Raw genomic sequence first — 19,113 nt, 5'->3', positions numbered from 1 at the left:
TTGATCGTCGCTGTTTATGCTTTGTTTGGCGCGGGGGTGGGGCAATTATTGTGCTGCTTCAATAAACGCCTTCGCCCTGGGATCCTGCATATAGGCAACGTTGAGCCGCAGCCAGGGCGTCGGCTGATGATCAGCAAAGAATAAGTGACCCGGCGATAGGGTAATTTCCCAGCGGTTGGCCAGCTCGTTCAGGTTTTCAGGCGTAATGACTGCTGGTGGTTTTGCCCACACAAACATTCCCCCTGTCGGTTGGGTATATACCTCCCAGCCAGCATTATTAAGCATCGTTAGTGCCATCGCCATTTGATTGGCCAGTTTGATGCGCAGCCGTTCGGTAAGCTTCCGATAGCTGCCGTTTTGTAGCATGACGGTGACCACCTGTTCGGCAAAGCGTGAAGCTGAGATGCTGGTCAACATCTTGATATCCACTAGTCGCTGCACCAACGTCGTTGGCGCGGCGATAAAACCGACTCGCAGTGAAGAGGAGAGGCTTTTCGAAAAGCTGCCTAGATAAAACACCCGGTTTAAGCCATCTAGTGCGGCCAGTCGGGTGGTGGGAGTGTGCTGAAAGTCCGCGTAGATATCGTCTTCAATAATCTCAAAATCGTGCTGTTCGGCTAACTGTAGAACTCGGTGCGCAACCGCTGGGGTGAGGGTACTGCCCGTGGGATTATGAAACACGCTGTTGATATACAACAGCTTAGGGCGGTGCTGGGCTAACAGCGCTTCCAGGCGCTCAATATCAGGCCCATCGGCTAATCGCGGCACTCCAATCACGCGAACACGCTGTAAGTGCAGCAGGCCGAACAGGTTGTAATAGCCCGGCGTCTCTACAAATACCACGTCGCCGGGCTCAAGCAGCATTCTTACCAGCAAATCCAACGAATGGCTGCCGCCGCCGGTCATCACGATCTGCTGGGCGTCAGCGGTAATCGCCAGTGGGCGCAGGCGTTCCTGGATCAAACCGCGCAACTCCTGGGGCCCTTGAGGGGTACTGTACTCGAAGATTTCCGAACGACTTTTACGTGCCACCTGACGGATGGCGTGGGTTAGGTCGTCGCCTTCGCGCCAATCACTGGGCAGCCAGCCGCAGCCGAGTTTTAGCGTGTGCTCATTCGCACTAAAAAGCCCCCACAGCCCGTTGGTGACCTCTTCCAAGCCGTTCGCTGTGGTCGGTGGTGACACCAGCGCTGCTGCGTTATCCGCGACGTAAAACCCTGAGCCCGGTTGTGAGCGCACTAATCCAGACGCCACAAGTCGCTCGTAGGCTTCAATCACCGCGTTACGGCTGATGTGATGGGTGGCCGCTAAGCGACGAATAGAGGGCAACCGGCGGCCACCACCGGCACCGTGGGCTGCAATCCAGGCGCGCATAGCCGTTTCGAGCTGCTGCGCGATGGGAGTCGCAGAGTGGCGATTAACCTCTAGCTGCATAACATGCCTTGTCGTTTCAACTGTTCGCTAAAAGGGCGGAACAGTGTCTGAAAAGTGGTGGTGAAGTGTACCTTACCGCTGCCCGGTAAGCGTGCGAGCTTAGCGGTTCAACGACTCGCTTATTTAGGACTTTGCTATGAGCCGCGCTGCGACTGCAACGATCAATACAAAAAGTGCCGCCTGCCTGGCCTTTGCGCTATGTACCATTACCACGGCGGTTAACTTACAGGCCCCGCTTTACGATGCGCTGGCAGCGCGGGATGGCTTGGGCGTCGGGGCCACCACCATCGCTTTCGCCTGCTATGTGTTGGGCATTGTGCCGGTGCTGCTGGGGTTGAATGGTCTGGCTGACCGGATAGGGCACAAGCCGCTAATCGTTACTGCGCTACTGCTATGCCTCTTGGCCACCGCAATGACCTTGATAGCACCCGGTTTGCTGGCGCTGGGGGTTGCTCGCTTTTTGCTGGGTATCAGCACCGGGTTAACCTCCGCGGTGGCGCCCGCTTACATGCACATGCTGTTGGTTGGCCAGGATAACCGTATAGCGACCAGCTATGTCACCGCCAGTACCGCGCTGGGGTTTGGCCTGGGGGCGGCGGTCACTAGCCTGTTTGTTTTCCATACTCCCAGCGTATCGCCTCCCAGCCTGTGGCTTTATCTCGCTATCGCTGCGCTGGCGCTAGTGGTGGTCACCACGCTTAAGGATCGCGCACCGAGTGCTGTTAAAAGCCCAATGCTACGCCTACCCCGTTATCCCAAGGGGGCGCTCTCTTATGGACTGGCGATTTTACTCGCCTGGGCCACGGTGGGGCTGGTCATTGCGATTCTACCTTCGGCATTAAACCAACACGGTTTATCCGCCTGGAGCGGCTTCGCTACCTTCGCTATTTGCAGCTGCGGGGTGCTTTTTCAGCCTTGGGCGAGAAAGCTTGAGCCAGCTACCGCGACCCAGCTGGGGCTGGTGATTCTGCCGATTGCCTATGCACTGATCGCCTGGGGCGCCGTTCAAGGAAATCTCGCAGCAGTGCTGCTGGGCACGGTGGCTGCCAGCAGCGCCTGCTATGGGTTTATCTACCTGGGGGGATTAAGCGGTGTGTTGGCGATAGCGGACGCGTCGACGAGCCAACAAGCCAGCGCGGGCTACTTTTTGATGGCCTATCTGGGCTTTAGTATCCCGGTGATTACCACCGGGGTACTGATTGATGCCGTGGGGCATACGGTGGCGTTAGCGTTATTTGGCCTCGCGCTACTGGGCGGCGCACTCGCCACGCTCGTTCTGTTGCGCAAGGCGCGTTAGGAAAACACGGGTTTCAAGCTGTCATGATCAGTGCTTCTCAACCAATAGCCCGCAGGAGGGCGCCGCCCAGCGGGTATTGGCAGTAAATACTACATCACACACCACAGGGGAGTAGTAGCGGCGCACCTCGTCATCGATTTTTACCCGCAGCAAATCCTGGCTGGCGACCGAAACGTCGGATGCCTCGGGCAGCACCACATGCACAATCACATACAGCAGGCGCCCGGGGCGCACCATACGCACGCGTACTTCTTGGGTGTCGGTGTCCGCCAGAGCGTTTGCCACGGCCTGGCGAACAGGGGCCGCGATAGCCTCTTCCGGGGTTTTATTGAGCAGTTCCTTTAACGCTTGGGAGGCCATACGCACCGGCACGCCCAAACACAGCACCACCACCGCAATCACCAACACCGAATCCACGTAGGGCAGAATCGTCTGCCAGCCCAAGCGCTCAAACAGCATCACTAGGCAGAAGGCGGCTAGCACAGCAGCTGAGATAACGCTGTTGACTAACCAGTTGAGCTTGTCTGCCGCCACCAATGGGCTGCTCACATGGCGTTGGCTGCGGTGCATCACCCAGGCGGTTAGCGAACAGGCCGCGGTGGCGAAAAGGGCATACAGCACCGCCAAGCCCGCCGCGATCTCACGACCACCGGTGAGCAGTGCCGCAATGGCATCCACCAAGGCAAAAATAGACACGCCTAAGATTAGAAGGCCTTTGCACAGATTGACCAGCGACTCAAAGTAGCTATAGCCGAAGGGGTAGGATTCGCTATCGGGGCGGCTGGCTAATTTGCTCACCTTGATCGTCACCAGCGCGACGCTGAAGTAGATCAGATTAAACAGCCCATCCAGCAGGATCGCTTGGGAGTTAGATGCCAGCGTGGCGACGATGCCAGCGCAACCAATCAGCAGCGCCATAAAGGCGGAGAAGGCTAAGGTGCTCGATTCTGACTTCACAGACGCTCTGCTCCAATGCACACATGATCAAAATAGTCGGTAAGCATAGCAACTTCGTTGGTCTCAATGTCAGCGTCTTTGCGAGTTTTTGTTGTCAGTTTGATGAATTTCCAATGCTCTTTTGTAAGAGATCTCTTACGCGTGTAAGCCATATCTTACAGCCGTGTAAGAGATCCCTGTCACTTGCCCTCTTAGGCTTGCTTTCTCGCCCTGTGCCGATATCCTGATTCGTTCTCATTAGCAGATAACGATCCAAGGAGCGGAGCGATGGCGGACAAGACAGGCCTGCAATTTACCCTGACCCTACCTGGTGCCGATGATACTGCCGTGGTGCGTTTTACCCATCGCGAGGCCCTGTCGGAGCCGTTTACCCTCTCCGTTGACTTTGCCAGCCGTACCCACACCCTGTCGCCCAGCGACTGTTTGGATCAGGACGCAACGCTCACCATTTGGCAGGATGGCGAGCCGCTGCGCCGCGTGCATGGTGTTATTTCAGAGCTGCACCGCGCTGACAGGGGACATCGGCGCAGCTTTTATCGGGTCGAGATTCGCCCGGCCCTGTGGCGGCTATCGCTGCGCCACAACTCGCGCATCTTTCAGGACACCTCGCCCTATGATGCGATCACCACATTAGCCAGCGAACGCAGCCTCACCGACATCGGTTTTGCCACTACCCGCACGCCATTGGATCGGGAGTATTTGGTGCAGTACCGGGAGACCGATTTGGCCTTTATTGAGCGCGTGGCTGCCGAAGAGGGCTGTTTCTATTTCCACGAGTTCGAGAACGTCGAAGGCGGTAAGCATCAGTTGGTGTTTGCCGACGCCACGGTGGTACTGCCCAGTGTGGGCGAGCGCACCTACCACGGCCGTGCCGGGGGCACCCCGCCCCGACGTCATATACGTAAATTCCGCCAGGTCAGCCGGGTGCGCCCCGCCTCGGCGATGCTCAAAGACTACACGTTTAAGAACCCTGCCTACGCCCAGATCCACGAGCATCAAGCATCGGAGCTGGGCGAACACGCCCAGCGCGAAGATTACGAACACTTCGATTACCCCGGCCGCTATAAGAAGGACGCGTCCGGCAAGCCGTTTACCCGCCACCGGTTAGAATCCCTGCGCGCCGACGCCACCACTGCCGAGGCGGAAAGCGATCTTCCCGAACTCGCCCCGGGCGTCTGCTTTACCCTGACCGACCACGATATCGATAGCCTTAACCAGGCGTGGCAGGTGGTGGCTGTAGTGCACCACGGCGAGCAGCCCCAGGCATTGGAAGAGGACGGTATGGCCCGGGGTGGCAATGGGGCTCTGAGTCGTGGGGCACCGTCGGATGCGTCAGGCGAGCAGATGACCCGCTACTATAACGAGCTGGTCATCATGCCCAAGGATCAGACCTTCCGCCCAGAGCCCACTCCCAAGCCGCGAGTGGACGGCCCCCAGGTGGCCTTTGTGGTCGGGCCGGAAGGCGAAGAGATCTACTGCGACGAACACGGCCGGGTCAAGGTGCAGTTTCCCTGGGATCGCTACGCCGAACCCAACGAGACGGCCAGCTGTTGGGTACGGGTAGCCCAGGACTGGGCGGGCGGCGGCTACGGCAGCATGGCGATCCCCAGGATCGGAAATGAAACGGTCGTTTCATTTTTGGAAGGTGACCCTGATCAGCCGATAATCACCGGCCGTACCTACCACGCGGTCAATACCCCGCCGTACCCGCTACCGGAACACAAAACCCGCACGGTAATCCGCACCCAGAGCCATAAGTCCGTCGGCTTTAACGAACTGCGCTTTGAGGACGCCACCGGTGAAGAGCAGATTTGGCTGCATGCCCAGAAAGACCTGGAACTACTCACCCTTAACGACCGCACGGAAGAGATCAAACGCGACAGCCATCTCAAGGTACACAACGACCGCATCAGCGAGATCGATAACGACGAGCACCACACGGTACACCGCCATCGCTTTGAACACACCGAAGGCGCCCAGCATCTCAGCGTGGAAGGCACTATGCATATGCGCGCCGGGCAAGCTTGGCTAAGCGAAAGTGGCCAGGAACTGCATATCAAGTCGGGGCAAAAAGCGGTACTTGAAGCCGATGGCGAAATCACTTTAAAAGCCGGTGGCAGCTTTATCAAGATTAACGCCAGCGGCATCACCATCGTCGGCCCCCAAGTCAAGATCAACGCCGGTGGCAGCCCCGGCAGCGGCACCGGGCAAGCGGTCGAGCTGCCCAAACTGCCGCCCGTGCTAGAAGGTAAAGATCATGACCGGGCAGAGGCGATAGGGCACTCGCCGTTGTTGAGCCCTCCGATCAATCAGGCCGCACAGCTTAAAGCCCTGCTCAGAGCGCCTGCCTACTGCGACATTTGTGAAGAGCCGAATCAGGGGGAACGCTAAATGCAGCCTATGTCATCCGCGACCCATGCGCTGGTAGACGGTGTCTGCTATCCCAATGCATGGAAGCGCTTATATCGACACGATAGTGTTGAGGAAGTTGAGCCACTTTACTTGTCAACTCGGTGGAGCGCGGTGGCCGAGCATGGGCCCATGCTGGTCACGCTTAAGGGAGCTGGCTTGATCAATCAAGCCTGCCAAAATGACCACACGCCGCTTTATCGCTCGCTTTCACTGTTCAGTAGCCAAGCAAGCACCCAAGCGCTAAGCAAGCATCTCCGCCGGTTCATTACCTTCAACGGCGAGGCAGGGCAAGAACAGTTATTGCGCTTCGCCGACCCCCTGGTGACACGCCACTGGTTAAGCAGCTATTTAAGACGCGATGGCGACGAGTTACCGGCTACCCTCATGGGCCCCATCGACACATGGTGGGTCGCCGATTGGACGCCTAACTGGGCAGGTCAGCGCGCTCTGAAATGGCAAGCCTTTCAAGCCAGCCACCATCCTGAATCAACTACTGCGGCACAAGCTCCCGATTTTCCGCCAATGGGGCATCAGCAGTATGCAGCGCTCAAAGCCGTGGCGCGCTGGCAGCTTAAAGAGCGGTTAACGGACTACTTTAAACAGCATGCGCCTAATGCGTGGCAACACCTTGAGTGTGATCACGGCCGATGGCTTGACGAATGCTTGGACGATGCCATCGCATGGGGGGCCAGTACCGAACGTTAGCTCGCCATCTGGGTAGATCTCAGTTTGCACTGGGGCAAAGCGTTTATTACGGCTGATGATGGGCTATATGCCCAGTGGGCAAGGCACTCATCTGACCAAGCGTGTCTCCCCCGGCAGGAGAAACTATATGCCCTGGACGCCTGGAGCCGCACACCGGCTGCTAGCGCCGCTGAGCACAATCAACATCACGGGTCACCTTCTCAAGCTCCCCTATCAATAAACGAGGCAGCCAATGGCTAACACGGATGTTCAGGCGCAGGCACGCGATGCCGCCTTTGATGAAACCCCCATTGGTGGCGGGGTTTGTCCGCTGTTTATCGATATCGATATTTTCCCTGTGCGCTACGCCATTGACGAGGCGCCTGCTGAGGTCGGCGCGCCAGCGCCACACCCGATTGATGAAGAGTGGCAGGGGCCAGGCTACCCCACAATTGAAACGCGCGATTATACGCTTCGGCAACTGCGCGATGGCTGGCTATATGTCTGGGTGAGTGAGGCGGGGAAGGAGCCGCGCATTGACGAATACTGCATAGAGGGCGCAACGTTTAATAAAGCCCCTCACCTAACGTACCCCACCTACGCCTCTATCGCGTTAGCTTACTCCTCTGTCCAATGGACGGAACGTATTCGCGAATACGTGCTGGAGAACGCGGATTTTCGTCAACGCATTATGCGTTCCGTCAGTTTGATAGCGGCAATCAACGCAACGGGCGACTGCGCGTCCTTTTCTTCTCATGCTGCCCCTATCACGCAGCTTGCCGAGCACGTAGCGGACATTACGCCCGATGGCGCGGTTGATGGTTTTACCAGCACGACCGTTTCGACGGTAGAGAGGGAGGCCGCACCGGAAAGCGACGACAGTAGCGAAAACAGAGCAGATAAAAATGGGGAGCGTGAAGACGAGAGTAAAGAGGCAAGCGTTTATCGGCATTATGAGGTCAAGCCGGAGATAACCCAGGCCAGCGTTCTCGCCAATATCGATAATCACGATGAAGCCATCTTTGTCGCGCTCGATGACGATTTGGGAATTGTTAACGATCTACATATGGCGCTGGTTGGCCGCGAATTGGAGTTAGAAGCGTTTCTGGATGAACACGGTCATAAGCTTGAGACCGCGCAGGTCGTCAAATCCCTGTGCCTGATCGATATTGATGACATGATCAGTGATGAAGCGCGCCAAGATCCCGAACGTTATCGAGCGCTGACCGATAAGACTTACGAGCTTTTCGATGCCATGAGCAATGTGCTTAGCGGACCGGATCAGAGCATAGACAATAGAGAGGATGATGTTGAAGAGATTCGCGAAGAGCTAGTCGAGCTTGGCATGCCCAATCCCCCCACTTACAGCAGTCCACGATACCAAGAGTGGCTCGGTAAAGAGCTTCCCCGCGTTGATGTCAGACTGAATGAGGTCATCGCTTTTCTGACCGAAAAAATACCACAGCTTGAGCGGTTGCAGGCGCATATCGAAAACAGCCTGGCCGACCTGATTACTTGGCTGGAACGTCTGCCGCTGTCCGCTCAAGAGCTCTGTTTTGATACCTGCAATGTCAAGCAGAACCAGGGCATTCATGAATTTGGCTGCATGGTGGTTGAAGCCCTTGGCGCTACGCAGACCGGCCGTGCTTGGCTATATGACACCTATCAAGCGAGCGACTCATTGATAGGTTTCGCGATGAGTAACTTTGACCCCGCTTTAGCTGAAGTCTTAGAGACGATCGCACAATACTTCATCGAACAAGGTACTGAAGATGGAGAGCCCGCCGATAATGGGATTGGCGCTGCAAGCGTGGCAACGCGGATCAGTGGCTTTATCGGAATACTTGAATTTGAGCAGGTGCAGAACTTAAAGATCTACCAAAATCTCGCCCCGCATGTGAAAGAGGCGTTTGATACTTTGCGCGGCATGCTAAGTGGCCCCCCACTTAAGGTGTGGGAAAGCATCGGCTACCACTTTCTACCTTCCTTAAGTGCCAGAGGCCAAGTGTCTGTGGCAAAAGCAACCAAAGCACTGTTGCATCCCCTTATGGTCGTGCTTGTCCACCCGGATGTTGCTTCATCACAGCTGGTGCTTGACCTTGAGTACGAGGCTAAGCACCGCGAATGGCGGGAAAAGTCCTGGAAGCTGACCAGAGACATTCGTACCGCAAAGCAGCAAAGAAATGTCGATGAGATGAAGCGGCTGGAACAACAACGCTATGAGCATGCCTACGACGAACCCAGGCGTGTTAGCGGTGCGGACGATACCCTAGATCGCAGTAATCCAGGCAATCAGGCGCGTGCGAATAATCTTGCCTCCGTCGGCTTTTACGAACAGCGCGAAATACATCGTTCAAAAATCATGGGCGGCGTAAGAGCGGCTCGCCGACATCTAACGGGGTTCGTTGAGCGCATGGGAGGTGGTTTGCCACTTTTAATTGCGGGGCTGAACCTTTACAACTTTCAGGAAGCGATACGCACCGCTAACAAAGAAGGCATTGATGGAGAGGAAGCGCGGAACTTGGCGACGACCGCCAGTTTCGCCGCTGGGGCCACTATGAGCCTATGGGTCACACCCTTTTGGAACAAGTATGCTTCGCAAAAATTCATGCTTTCACGAACTATGACAGAAGTAGCAAAGGTTGGTATTACCGAATGGTCAGGTCAGAACTCGCCGCAAACGGCGCGTTTAGCGGCCAAATTAGCCACCCGAGTGGCGGGCTTGTCGGCTATCGGGGCAATCTCTGCAGGGCTGGATACGTGGAATAGCCTAAGTGACTATGGAGAGGCGACAAGTGGGAAAGAGCGCTTAGCGTTAGCAGCAAAAGCAAGTGCGGGTGGCGTAATGTTTTTAACTGCTGGAGCTCAAATACTTGGTGCCGTTCGTGGTTTTTGGGCTGGGTTTGCTTGGATACTTGGCGGCTGGGTCTCCGGCATTCTGTTTGCGGCGGGTGTTATTCACCTAATCGCCTCACATTTCGCTGCCCGCTATAACCGTGAAGGGGTGCGCATTTGGCTATACACCAGCACCTGGGGCAATGGAGAGTATAAGTGGGAGCAAACCGACGAAGGCGAAAAAAACGAGTGGCAGGCGTTGATGGAAACTCTGCTACGCCCTTCCGTTAAATTGACCCAAGTAAGTCATACGACATTTGATATGTCTAGTGCGTCCAATTACAGCCCAGGTAAAATGAGTACTACGTATCATGGCTACTGGCTACAAATCTCCTTCCCCGCTTCGCTAGCGGGTGACACCGTCAGAATCTCCGAAATCGCCGGAGGCGGTTTCTGGGCACCAGGCGACAGTTTTGCGCAAAACCCCTCTCAACAAGCGGAGCGTGGAGCAGCGTTACCCGCCGACGCAGAATATAACCCTGGCGATGTGCGAATCTGGCAGGCCTGGATACCGGCCAGCGAACAAGCCAAAAATGGCTCTTTCATCCTCACGGTAAACTATGCCGAAACGTTGCTCTCAAGCGAAAATCACTTAAGTTTCACCTTTTACAAGCCCAACGCTGCCGCAGGCAAAAAAGAGATCGAACCCAATAGCGAGGAGAGCCAGGGTCTCAGTGCGCCTGCCCGTTTTGCACTCATGGTACCCATAACCCCAGAAGAGTAAGGATACAGGTATGTGGTTTATTCAACCCAAGCAGGACTATATTCCCGAAATACCCTGGAAGCATGGCGATGAGCCAGCGGTCATGGTATGGCAAGTTCGAGCGCGTAATTATAATACGTTTATCAGTAATATTTTTTTAATTCCTATAGTGTGCTTAGCCATTGGGGTGGGGTATGTAATGTCCCTGATGGCAGAGACGTTGGTTTTCTCTCTTCTTGCTTGGGGTGGGATGATTCTATTTGGTCTTCTTCTTGGTATGAGTATGACTCATCAGACCACCATTATTGTCTACCGTTTTACTGAAACGTTAGCTGAGGAGTATTCATGGAAGCCACAAGAGGCTGCCGCTGCTGCTTTCCTGAAATGGTCTGCGATTATTTTGCTGCCCATCGTGGGTGTGCTGATTTTAATGGATCCTTCGCTTGTGATAGCTGGTATCGGGCCATTGGGAATGGGCCTAATGGCATGGATGATGGGGACGCAACAGGCGAAGCAGAATAAAAGTCAACATAAAGAGGTGAAATGGACGGAAGCCGAGGAAATTGTAGCTTGGCGTAAGCGGAATTTAATTGGTTTACGTTTTACTGACATTCACGAAGATGGAATAGAGACTTTTTTTTATAGCACCATTTATTGTCAGCCGCATAATTTTGACGAAAATATCCAATACCTGAGAAAGGCATTGCCAAAAGTTCCGTATCACGAGCGAGAGCTTAAGGTGTTTAGTAACTATGCCTTATAGGGAGATTCGAGATGGGGTGTCAGCGCGCTTTTTTTCACTTGCGATTCCCATAACCCCAGAAGAGTAAGGATACAGGTATGTGGTTTATTCAACCCAAGCAGGATTATATTGCCGAAATACCATGGAAGCATGGCGATAAGCCAGCGATCATGGCTTGGCAAGTTCGAGCGCGAAATTATAATACTCATGTGGCAAATATTGGATTTTTTATACTTGCGTTCCTGTTTTTAGGCGCGGCTTATGTATCTTCACTTTTGACAGAAACATTGTTCTTCTCTTTTTTGTTAGGAGGGGGGATGTATGTTTTTTTTCTTATAATTGCCATGAGTATAACCCATAATACCACCATTATTGTTTACCGCTTTACCGAAACGTTGGCTGAGGAATATTCATGGAAGCCACAAGCGGCTGCCGCTGCTTCTTTCCTGAAGTGGTCTGCGATTATTTTGCTGCCCATCGTGGGTGTGCTGATTTTAATGGATCCTTCGCTGGTGATTGCGGGTATCGGGCCATTGGGGATGGGGCTGATGGCAGGGATAATGGGGTCGCAACAGGCGAAGCAGAGTAATAGTCGACATCACCCGCTTGATTGGCAGGATACCGATAAAATTTATCTTTATCCAGAAAGAGATATTATTGGGCTTAATATACCTTGGTATCATCCAGATGCTCATGAAGTAGAGCCGGACGGCATTAGAGAAGTTTATTGTCGAAAAGGTGAACGTGAAGAGGTTTTAAATTTCTTTAAAACCAGGCTTCCAAGTGTTGAAATTGTAGAAGAGAAGTTTCTTTTATAAATATGCCTTGTGCATGGCAGTACCGATACTCGTAACTTTCTGGGGCTGATTTTGAGAAGATCAGTGAGTCATCGCGCCCATCCATTTTGCATTTTCGGTTTCCATGGTTTCCAAAGAGTAAGGATACAGGTATGTGGTTTATGCAACCCAAGCAGGACTATATTCCTGAAATACCCTGGAAGCATGGCGATGAACCAGCGGTCATGGCATGGCAAATTAGAGCGCGTAATTATGATACTTCAGGATCTAATTTTTCATTAATCGTAATGGCCCTCATTAGTCTTGGTGGTGGCTATTTCGGTTTCCATATTGCGTCCCTTGCTGAGGGATCCCTTCCTGTTTCCTTGGTAGTTGGGGGGGGGATGTTCCTGATACTCATATTGCTTTCAATGAGCATAACCCATCACTCCACCATCCTCGTCTACCGTTTTACCGAAACGTTGGCTGAGGAGTTTTCATGGAAACCACAAGAGGTTGCGGCGGCTTCTTTCCTGAAATGGTCTGCGATTATTTTGTTGCCCATCGTGGGTGTGCTGATTTTAATGGATCCTTCGCTCGTGATAGCTGGTATCGGGCCATTGGGAATGGGCCTAATGGCGGGAATGATGGGGGGTAAAAAAAGTGAAGATGAACACCATCCACTTTCCTGGCAAAAAACCAATAAAATCTACCTTTATCCAGGAAGAGATATTATTGGCTTGAATATACCTTGGTACAGCCCTGAATTAAAGAAGACGATGCCTAAAGGTGTTAGACAAATTTATTGCAAGAAAGGTGAGCGAGAAGAAATTTTAAATTTCTTTACAATCAGGCTGCCGAATGTAGAGGTTGTGGAAGAAAAGTTTTTTTTATGAATACGCTTTGTGCATGAAAATATTTATACACGTATCGCCCAGAGGGTAATTTTAAGGAGAGCCGTGAGACAGCGCGCCCACCTGTTTTGCACTCATGGTTCCCATAACCCCAGAAGACTAAGGATAAAGGTATGTGGTTTATTCAACCCAAGCAGGACTATATTCCCGAAATACCTTGGAAGCATGCCGATGAGCCAGCGGTCATGGCTTGGCAAATTAGAGCGCGTAATTACAACACCACTCCGGATAACCTTGCTTTAATTCCAATGTCACTCATTGCCTTGGGAGGGGGGTATGTAATGTCCTTATTCGCACAATCATTGTTAGGCTCATTTTTACTGGGAGGGGGGGGCGTTCCTGTTGGCCATGTTGATTTTCATGAGCGTAACCCATAATACCACCATTATTGTTTACCGCTTTACCGAAACGTTGGCTGAGGAATATTCATGGAAGCCACAAGCGGCTGCCGCTGCTTCTTTCCTGAAATGGTCTGCGATTATTTTGCTGCCCATCGTGGGCGTGCTGATCTTAATGGATCCTTCGCTGGTGATTGCGGGTATCGGGCCATTAGGAATGGGGTTGATGGCAGGGATGATGGGGTCGCAACAGGCGAAGCAGAGTAATAGTCGACATCACCCTCTTGATTGGCGTGATACCGATAAAATTTATCTTTATCCAGGAAGAGACATTATTGGGCTTAATATACCTTGGTATCATCCAGATGCTCATGAAGTAGAGCCGGACGGCATTAGAGAAGTTTATTGTCGAAAAGGTGAACGTGAAGAGGTTTTAAATTTCTTTAAAGTCAGGCTTCCAAATGTTGAAATTGTAGAAGAGAAGTTTCTTTTATAAATATGCCTTGTGCATGGCAGTACCGATACTCGTAACTTTCTGGGGCTGATTTTGAGAATATCAGTGAGTCATCGCGCCCATCCATTTTGCATTTTCGGTTTCCATGGTTTCCAAAGAGTAAGGATACAGGTATGTGGTTTATTCAACCCAAGCAGGACTATATTCCTGAAATACCCTGGAAGCATGCCGATGATTCAGCGGTTATGGCTTGGCAAGTTCGAGCGCGGAATTATAATACCTTTGTGACTAATACAATTTTGTTTGTATTGGCATTAATTAATATAGGTGCAGCCTATGCCGTGTCTCTCCTGGCAGAGACGTTATTTTTTTCCTTTCTAGTGGGAGGTGGGGCATTTCTGTTTTTTATGCTGATCTCCATGAGCGTAACCCATGACACCACTATCCTTGTCTACCGGTTTACCGAAACAGTGGCTGAGGAGTATTCATGGAAACCGCAAGAGGCTGCGGCTGCTTCTTTCCTGAAGTGGTCTGCGATTATTTTGTTGCCCATCGTGGGTGTGCTGATTTTAATGGATCCTTCGCTGGTGATTGCGAGTATAGGGCCATTGGGAATGGGCCTAATGGCGTGGATAATGGGGTCGCAACAGGCGAAGCAGAGTACTAGTCGACATGAAGAGTGGACGTGGGAGAAAACCGAGCATATCAAGGTATGGCGCAAACGCAGCATTATTGCGCTGACCTACCAATGGAAGCCTTTTAGCAAAAACTCCTACTATAGGCCACGCACCCACTTTATTTTCTGCCGATATTGCCGCCTTTGAGTCACCCCAAGCGACCTACGACTGTATTAAGGCGTTTAGTGACCGATTTCCGCAAAGACTTGCCCAAGATCGATATGCCCACGCTAGTTCTCCATGGCGATTCAGATGGTATCAGTGCCCACTGATGAGTTTAATCAGGCGCTGATTACCTTTTTGGATGAACGTTTGAGAGTTTCTGCCTGCTAGCGACAACGCTGCCCTAATATCGGCGTTGTCGATTTAACAAAGCTAATCAATGTGGCTTCCCCTCTACCCACACCTCGTCATCTTTAAACTCGATCTTCCAGGTGCGCAGTTTGACGTTCTCATCTTCCAAACACTGCCCATCTTCAAGGCGGAAGTGCTGTTTGTAGATGGGCGAGGCGACCACTGCGGCGCCTTTTAGGTCGCCGATGATGCCACGCGCGATCACGTTGGCGTTGGAGAAAGGGTCAAAGTGGTCAAGGGCGAAAAGCTCACCGCTCAGTCCTTTAGAATGTGGGCTTGGGAGATAAAAGATCGCCACTTGTGCTGGGCCTTCGGCGGTTTCGAGCCAGGCAGCGACGCCAGAAAATGCCACCAAGTCAGCTTTGGTACATACTTGTTGCCATGCCATAGCGTTTTTAGACCCGAAGGTATCCATCTCGTTTTTCAATGCAGTTGCGGTCATTGGGTGCCTCTTTTTTAGCTATTCGAAAGCGTCAGTGAGAAGTGGACTGGGCTGGGCGCAGCTGTCCCCGCTCGGAGGTCATAATGATTGACGGATCCGGGCGGTCGTCGTTGACGAAGCTGCGGAAGCGCTTGAGCTTCTCCGGGTCGTTGATCGCGTCGGCCCATTCGCACTGGTAGGTATCCACCACGCTTTGCATCTGGCGATCCAGCTCGTCGTTAATGCCTAAGCTATCTTCCAAAATCACTTCTTTGAGGTACTCCAGGCCGCCGTCGAAGTTTTCGCGCCATACCGAGGTGCGCTGTAGCCGGTCGGCGGTACGCACGTAAAACATCAGGAAGCGGTCAATGGTGCGGTAGAGCTGCTCGTCGTCGAGATCGGTAGCGAACAGTTCGGCGTGGCGTGGGCGCATGCCGCCGTTACCGCAAACGTAGAGGTTCCAGCCGTTTTCGGTGGCGATAATGCCGATATCTTTGCTCTGGGCCTCGGCGCACTCCCGGGTGCAGCCGGAAACGCCGAACTTGATCTTGTGCGGTGAGCGTAGGCCCTTGTAGCGATTCTCTAACCAGATCGCCATTCCGACGCTGTCCTGCACGCCGTAGCGGCACCAGGTGCTACCCACGCAGGACTTCACCGTGCGCAGGGATTTACCGTAGGCGTGGCCAGTCTCGAAACCTGCAGCAATCAACTCGCCCCAGATATCCGGCAGGTCTTCCAGGCGGGCGCCGAACAGGTCGATGCGCTGGCCGCCGGTGACTTTGGAGTAGAGGTTGTATTTTTTGGCTACTTCGCCGAGTACGATCAGCTTGTCTGGGGTGATCTCGCCACCGGCCACGCGGGGCACTACCGAGTAGGTGCCGTTCTTCTGCATGTTGGCCATAAAGGTGTCGTTGGTGTCCTGCAAGGGAATATGCGCCGCGTCGGTGATCGGCTCGTTGAAGCAGGAGGCCAGAATGGACGCCACGGCGGGTTTGCAGATATCGCAGCCCAGGCAATGGGTGTCCTGGTTACCGTGTTTGGCGATCAACTCGCTGAAGGTTTTGATGCCTTCCACGCGCACAATGTCGTAAAGCTCCTGGCGGGTATGGGCGAAGTGCTCGCAAATCGATTTGTCGACTTCGACACCCCGGGCTTCCAGCTCATGGTCGACAACGCTTTTGAGTAGCGCCGTACAGCCACCGCAGCCGGTACTGGCTTTGGTATCGCCTTTCACCCCGCCTAGATCTATTGCACCCGCATCAATAGAGGCGCAAATATCGCCCTTGGAGACGTTATGGCAGGAGCAGATGGTGGCGGTTTCCGGTAGCGCACCAGGGCCGAGCGTGGGCGCTGCGCCGCTGCTTTGCGGCAGTATCAGCGAGGCGGGCTCATCGGGTAGCTCAATACGGTTGGAGTAGTACTGCAGCAGGGTGTCGTAAACGCCGTTGTCGCCCACCAGCATGGCGCCGAGCAGCTTTTTACCGTCGCTGGAGACTACCAGCTTGCGGTACTCCTGCTTGATGGGATCCAGGTAGCGGAACATCCGCGCGCCGGGGTTCTGGTTGCCATGGGCATCACCAATCGAGCCCACATCCACGCCCAGCAGCTTGAGCTTGGTGCTCATGTCGGCACCGCCAAACTGGGTGTCACCATCGGTCAGCGTCGAAAACGCCGCTTTGGCCATTTGGTAACCGGGGGCCACCAAGCCAAAAATACTCTGGTTCCACAGTGCCACCTCGCCAATGGCGAGAATGGCCGGGTCGCTGGTCAGGCAGTGGTTATCTACCACCACGCCGCCGCGTTCGCCAATCTCCAGGCCGCAGTCGCGGGCTAACTGGTCGCGGGGGCGGATGCCCGCGGAGAACACGATCAGGTCGGTTTCCAGTACCTTGTCGTCTTGGAAGACCATGCGGTGACGGCTGGCTTCGCCATCTTCAATACGCTGGGTGGCCCGTTCCAGGAGGACTTGTACGCCCAGTTCTTCGATTTTTTCGCGCAGTAGCTCGCCGCCTTCGCTATCCACCTGCATAGGCATCAGGCGTGAGGCGAATTCCACCACCGCCGTATCCAGATTCAAACCGCGCAGGGCGTTAGCCGCTTCCAAACCGAGCAAACCGCCGCCTACCACCACGCCGGTGGTAGCGTTTTCGGCGGCAGCACGGATATCGTCTAGGTCGTCCAGGGTGCGGTATACCAGGCAGCCATCGCGGTCGTTGCCGGGAATCGGCGGCACAAAGGGGAAAGAGCCGGTGGCCAGCACTACGCGGTCATAGGGGTAACGGCCTTGGTCGGTGACCACTTCTTGCTGGTCGCGGTCGATTTCAATCACGGCTTCGCCGGTGCGCAGTTCCACACCGCTAACGGCGTAGTAATCTGCCTCGCAAAGCGCTAACGAGTCTGCATCGCGGCCGCTGAAGTATTCGGATAAGTGCACCCGGTCATAGGCGCGGTGGCGCTCTTCGCCAAACACGGTGACTTGATAACGCTCAAGGCCGCCGTTATCGATCAGCTGCTCGACCAAGTGGTGGCCGACCATGCCGTTACCAATAATAATAAGCTGCTGTTGTGAAGCCATCGTTTGGGTAGACATCTAAGCCGCCTCCGACGTTGTATGAGAAGAGTGTTTTGAAGAAGAGCATTTAGAAGAGTGTTCAGACGAATCAGGGGTATGTTGAGATGCTGCTTCGCGAAGCACGTCGACATCCGCCGCACCAAACAGCAGGGCTTGGCGGTAAGCGTCAAGGTCGCTACCCGCAAGCGCCTGTTCGAAGTACCAGGGGCCCTGGCTGGTGTCGCCGTAAAGTACCGCGCCCTCTATCTGGCCGTTGCGTAGCAGCAGGCGGCGGTAGTCGCCGCGCTCAATGTCGTGGTAATTCAACACGTCATGCTCGACGCTGGCCTCGGTAGGGCCAAAGGCATAGAGCGCTACGCCGCTGATTTTAAGTTTGGTGGCGCTGGGGGCATCCGCGTAGCCTTGGGTAGCCGTGCCGCACAGCGTTGCGGCAAGCACCTCTACCTGGCGCCAAATCGGCTCCACCAGGCCGTAGGTGGTGTCGTCAAACTGACAGCACTCGCCGAGGGCGGAGATTGCCGGGTCAGAGGTGGTTAGAAACTCATTGACAACAATGGCGCGCTCGGTGGTCAGGCCCGCTTGGCGGCCCAGTTCTGCATTAGGGGTAATGCCCGCGGCAACGATCACACTGGAGGCGTTCAACTGGCGGCCATCGGCAAGATGCAGCGTGGCGACCCGGCCCTGGTCGTCACCCTCCAGCCGGGCTAGCTGTGCAGCGGTGATGATGTTCAAGCCGCGTTGAGTGAGGGTGTCTTTGAGCAGGTGCGCGGCGGTAGCATCCAACTGTCGGTTCATTAGCCGCTCGCTGCGCTGGAGCACGCTAACCTTGATACCATTGCCGCGCTTACGTAGCCCTTCAGCCGCTTCAAGACCCAGCAGGCCGCCACCAATAACGACAGCGTCGCCGCCGCTGTGAGCAATTGCCTCAAGTGCTTCGGCGTCTTGTAGGTCACGAAAACCGTGCACGCCCTCAAGCTCAATACCGGGAATGTCGGGCAGCGCTGGTCGCGAGCCAGTGGCGATGACCAAATGATCGTAATCAAGCGATTGGCCGCTATCGGTGGTCAATGTTTGGCGTGCGCGGTCAAGCGTTTCGACCTTTTCGCCCAGTATCAGGGAGATGCCTTGATCGGCGTACCATGCGGTATCGCGCAGGGTAAGCGCATCTTGCTGCATCTCACCAGCCAGCAGTGGCGAAAGCAGAATACGGTTATAGGCAGGGGTTGGCTCGGCGCCAACCACCGTGATGCGCTGGGGGCGTGTGGGCTGTTTGACCAGCGCCTCGATGAGGCGGTGGCTTGCCATACCATTGCCAATAATCACTAGATGGTCGTGGGGTGAGCACCGGGAAGTGGTTTCCATGGGTGGCTCCTCTTGTCGTTGCGGCTGCTTGAGCACCAAACAAAAAAACGCCCCTGTCGCGCCCTCTGTTCTGCAATTTGCAGAAGGAGAGCACAGCAGGGGCGTCGTTGCCCGATAGCGC

At 54.3% G+C, this 19,113-nt stretch carries 15 protein-coding genes; 10 read left to right on the top strand and 5 right to left on the bottom strand.

The features are described 5' to 3' along the window. Window positions 1–45: 45 nt before the first annotated feature. Window positions 46–1,434 carry an aminotransferase-like domain-containing protein gene (locus J7J49_RS15640; protein WP_215093879.1) on the bottom strand — a complete coding sequence of 463 codons (1,389 nt, stop codon included), beginning with the start codon at window positions 1,432–1,434 and terminating at the stop codon, window positions 46–48. 136 nt (window positions 1,435–1,570) lie between these two features. On the opposite strand from J7J49_RS15640, the gene J7J49_RS15635 reads away from it, so the two are divergent. After that, on the top strand, window positions 1,571–2,731 hold the full coding sequence (locus tag J7J49_RS15635; protein WP_215093877.1) for an MFS transporter: 1,161 nt from the start codon (window positions 1,571–1,573) through the stop codon (window positions 2,729–2,731). A 27-nt stretch (window positions 2,732–2,758) separates the two neighbouring features. On the opposite strand, the gene J7J49_RS15630 is transcribed toward J7J49_RS15635, so the two are convergent. Further along, window positions 2,759–3,688 carry a cation diffusion facilitator family transporter gene (locus tag J7J49_RS15630; RefSeq protein ID WP_215093874.1) on the bottom strand — a complete coding sequence of 310 codons (930 nt, stop codon included), beginning with the start codon at window positions 3,686–3,688 and terminating at the stop codon, window positions 2,759–2,761. Between the two features lie 267 nt (window positions 3,689–3,955). On the opposite strand from J7J49_RS15630, the gene J7J49_RS15625 reads away from it, so the two are divergent. The 9 genes from J7J49_RS15625 (at window position 3,956) to J7J49_RS15590 (ending at window position 14,430) form a co-directional block, all read left to right on the top strand. Beyond that, on the top strand, window positions 3,956–6,079 hold the full coding sequence (locus J7J49_RS15625) for a type VI secretion system Vgr family protein (RefSeq protein WP_215093872.1): 2,124 nt from the start codon (window positions 3,956–3,958) through the stop codon (window positions 6,077–6,079). Continuing rightward, window positions 6,080–6,805, top strand: coding sequence for a DUF4123 domain-containing protein (locus J7J49_RS15620; RefSeq protein ID WP_251048348.1), 726 nt, complete (start codon window positions 6,080–6,082; stop codon window positions 6,803–6,805). Between the two features lie 232 nt (window positions 6,806–7,037). Beyond that, window positions 7,038–10,403: a T6SS effector BTH_I2691 family protein gene (locus J7J49_RS15615; protein ID WP_215093871.1), complete on the top strand. Its 3,366-nt coding sequence runs from the start codon at window positions 7,038–7,040 to the stop codon at window positions 10,401–10,403. A gap of 10 nt (window positions 10,404–10,413) precedes the next feature. Next, window positions 10,414–11,145 carry a hypothetical protein gene (locus tag J7J49_RS15610; protein WP_215093869.1) on the top strand — a complete coding sequence of 244 codons (732 nt, stop codon included), beginning with the start codon at window positions 10,414–10,416 and terminating at the stop codon, window positions 11,143–11,145. Window positions 11,146–11,222: 77 nt separating this feature from the next. Beyond that, on the top strand, window positions 11,223–11,942 hold the full coding sequence (locus J7J49_RS15605) for a hypothetical protein (RefSeq protein ID WP_215093867.1): 720 nt from the start codon (window positions 11,223–11,225) through the stop codon (window positions 11,940–11,942). 131 nt (window positions 11,943–12,073) lie between these two features. After that, window positions 12,074–12,796, top strand: a complete 723-nt coding sequence (locus J7J49_RS15600; RefSeq protein ID WP_215093865.1) for a hypothetical protein — start codon at window positions 12,074–12,076, stop codon at window positions 12,794–12,796. Between the two features lie 131 nt (window positions 12,797–12,927). Then, window positions 12,928–13,191, top strand: a complete 264-nt coding sequence (locus J7J49_RS22560; protein ID WP_251048347.1) for a hypothetical protein — start codon at window positions 12,928–12,930, stop codon at window positions 13,189–13,191. After that, window positions 13,175–13,648 (top strand): hypothetical protein, encoded by a 474-nt coding sequence (locus tag J7J49_RS15595; RefSeq protein WP_251048346.1) that lies wholly within the window; start codon window positions 13,175–13,177, stop codon window positions 13,646–13,648. The genes J7J49_RS22560 and J7J49_RS15595 overlap by 17 nt, the downstream gene beginning before the upstream one ends. Window positions 13,649–13,779: 131 nt before the next feature. Then, window positions 13,780–14,430: a hypothetical protein gene (locus J7J49_RS15590; protein WP_215093863.1), complete on the top strand. Its 651-nt coding sequence runs from the start codon at window positions 13,780–13,782 to the stop codon at window positions 14,428–14,430. A gap of 232 nt (window positions 14,431–14,662) precedes the next feature. Here the strand turns inward: J7J49_RS15590 and nirD are convergent, their stop codons facing one another. The 3 genes from nirD to J7J49_RS15575 are packed head-to-tail and all read right to left on the bottom strand — an operon-like array spanning window position 14,663 to window position 18,992. Then, a complete protein-coding gene (gene nirD, locus J7J49_RS15585) occupies window positions 14,663–15,079 on the bottom strand; it encodes a nitrite reductase small subunit NirD (RefSeq protein WP_215093861.1) in 417 nt (138 codons plus the stop codon). A gap of 31 nt (window positions 15,080–15,110) precedes the next feature. Next, window positions 15,111–17,633: a nitrite reductase large subunit NirB gene (gene nirB / locus J7J49_RS15580; protein WP_215093930.1), complete on the bottom strand. Its 2,523-nt coding sequence runs from the start codon at window positions 17,631–17,633 to the stop codon at window positions 15,111–15,113. A 15-nt stretch (window positions 17,634–17,648) separates the two neighbouring features. Further along, window positions 17,649–18,992, bottom strand: a complete 1,344-nt coding sequence (locus tag J7J49_RS15575; RefSeq protein WP_215093859.1) for an NAD(P)/FAD-dependent oxidoreductase — start codon at window positions 18,990–18,992, stop codon at window positions 17,649–17,651. Between the last annotated feature and the right edge of the window lie 121 nt (window positions 18,993–19,113).

It is taken from the genome of Halomonas sp. ISL-56 (genome assembly GCF_018612805.1).
In the GTDB taxonomy this organism is placed as follows: Bacteria; Pseudomonadota; Gammaproteobacteria; order Pseudomonadales; family Halomonadaceae; genus Vreelandella.
The sequence above is the reverse complement of the archived record's forward strand: the minus strand, read 5'-3'. Positions and strand labels throughout refer to the sequence as shown.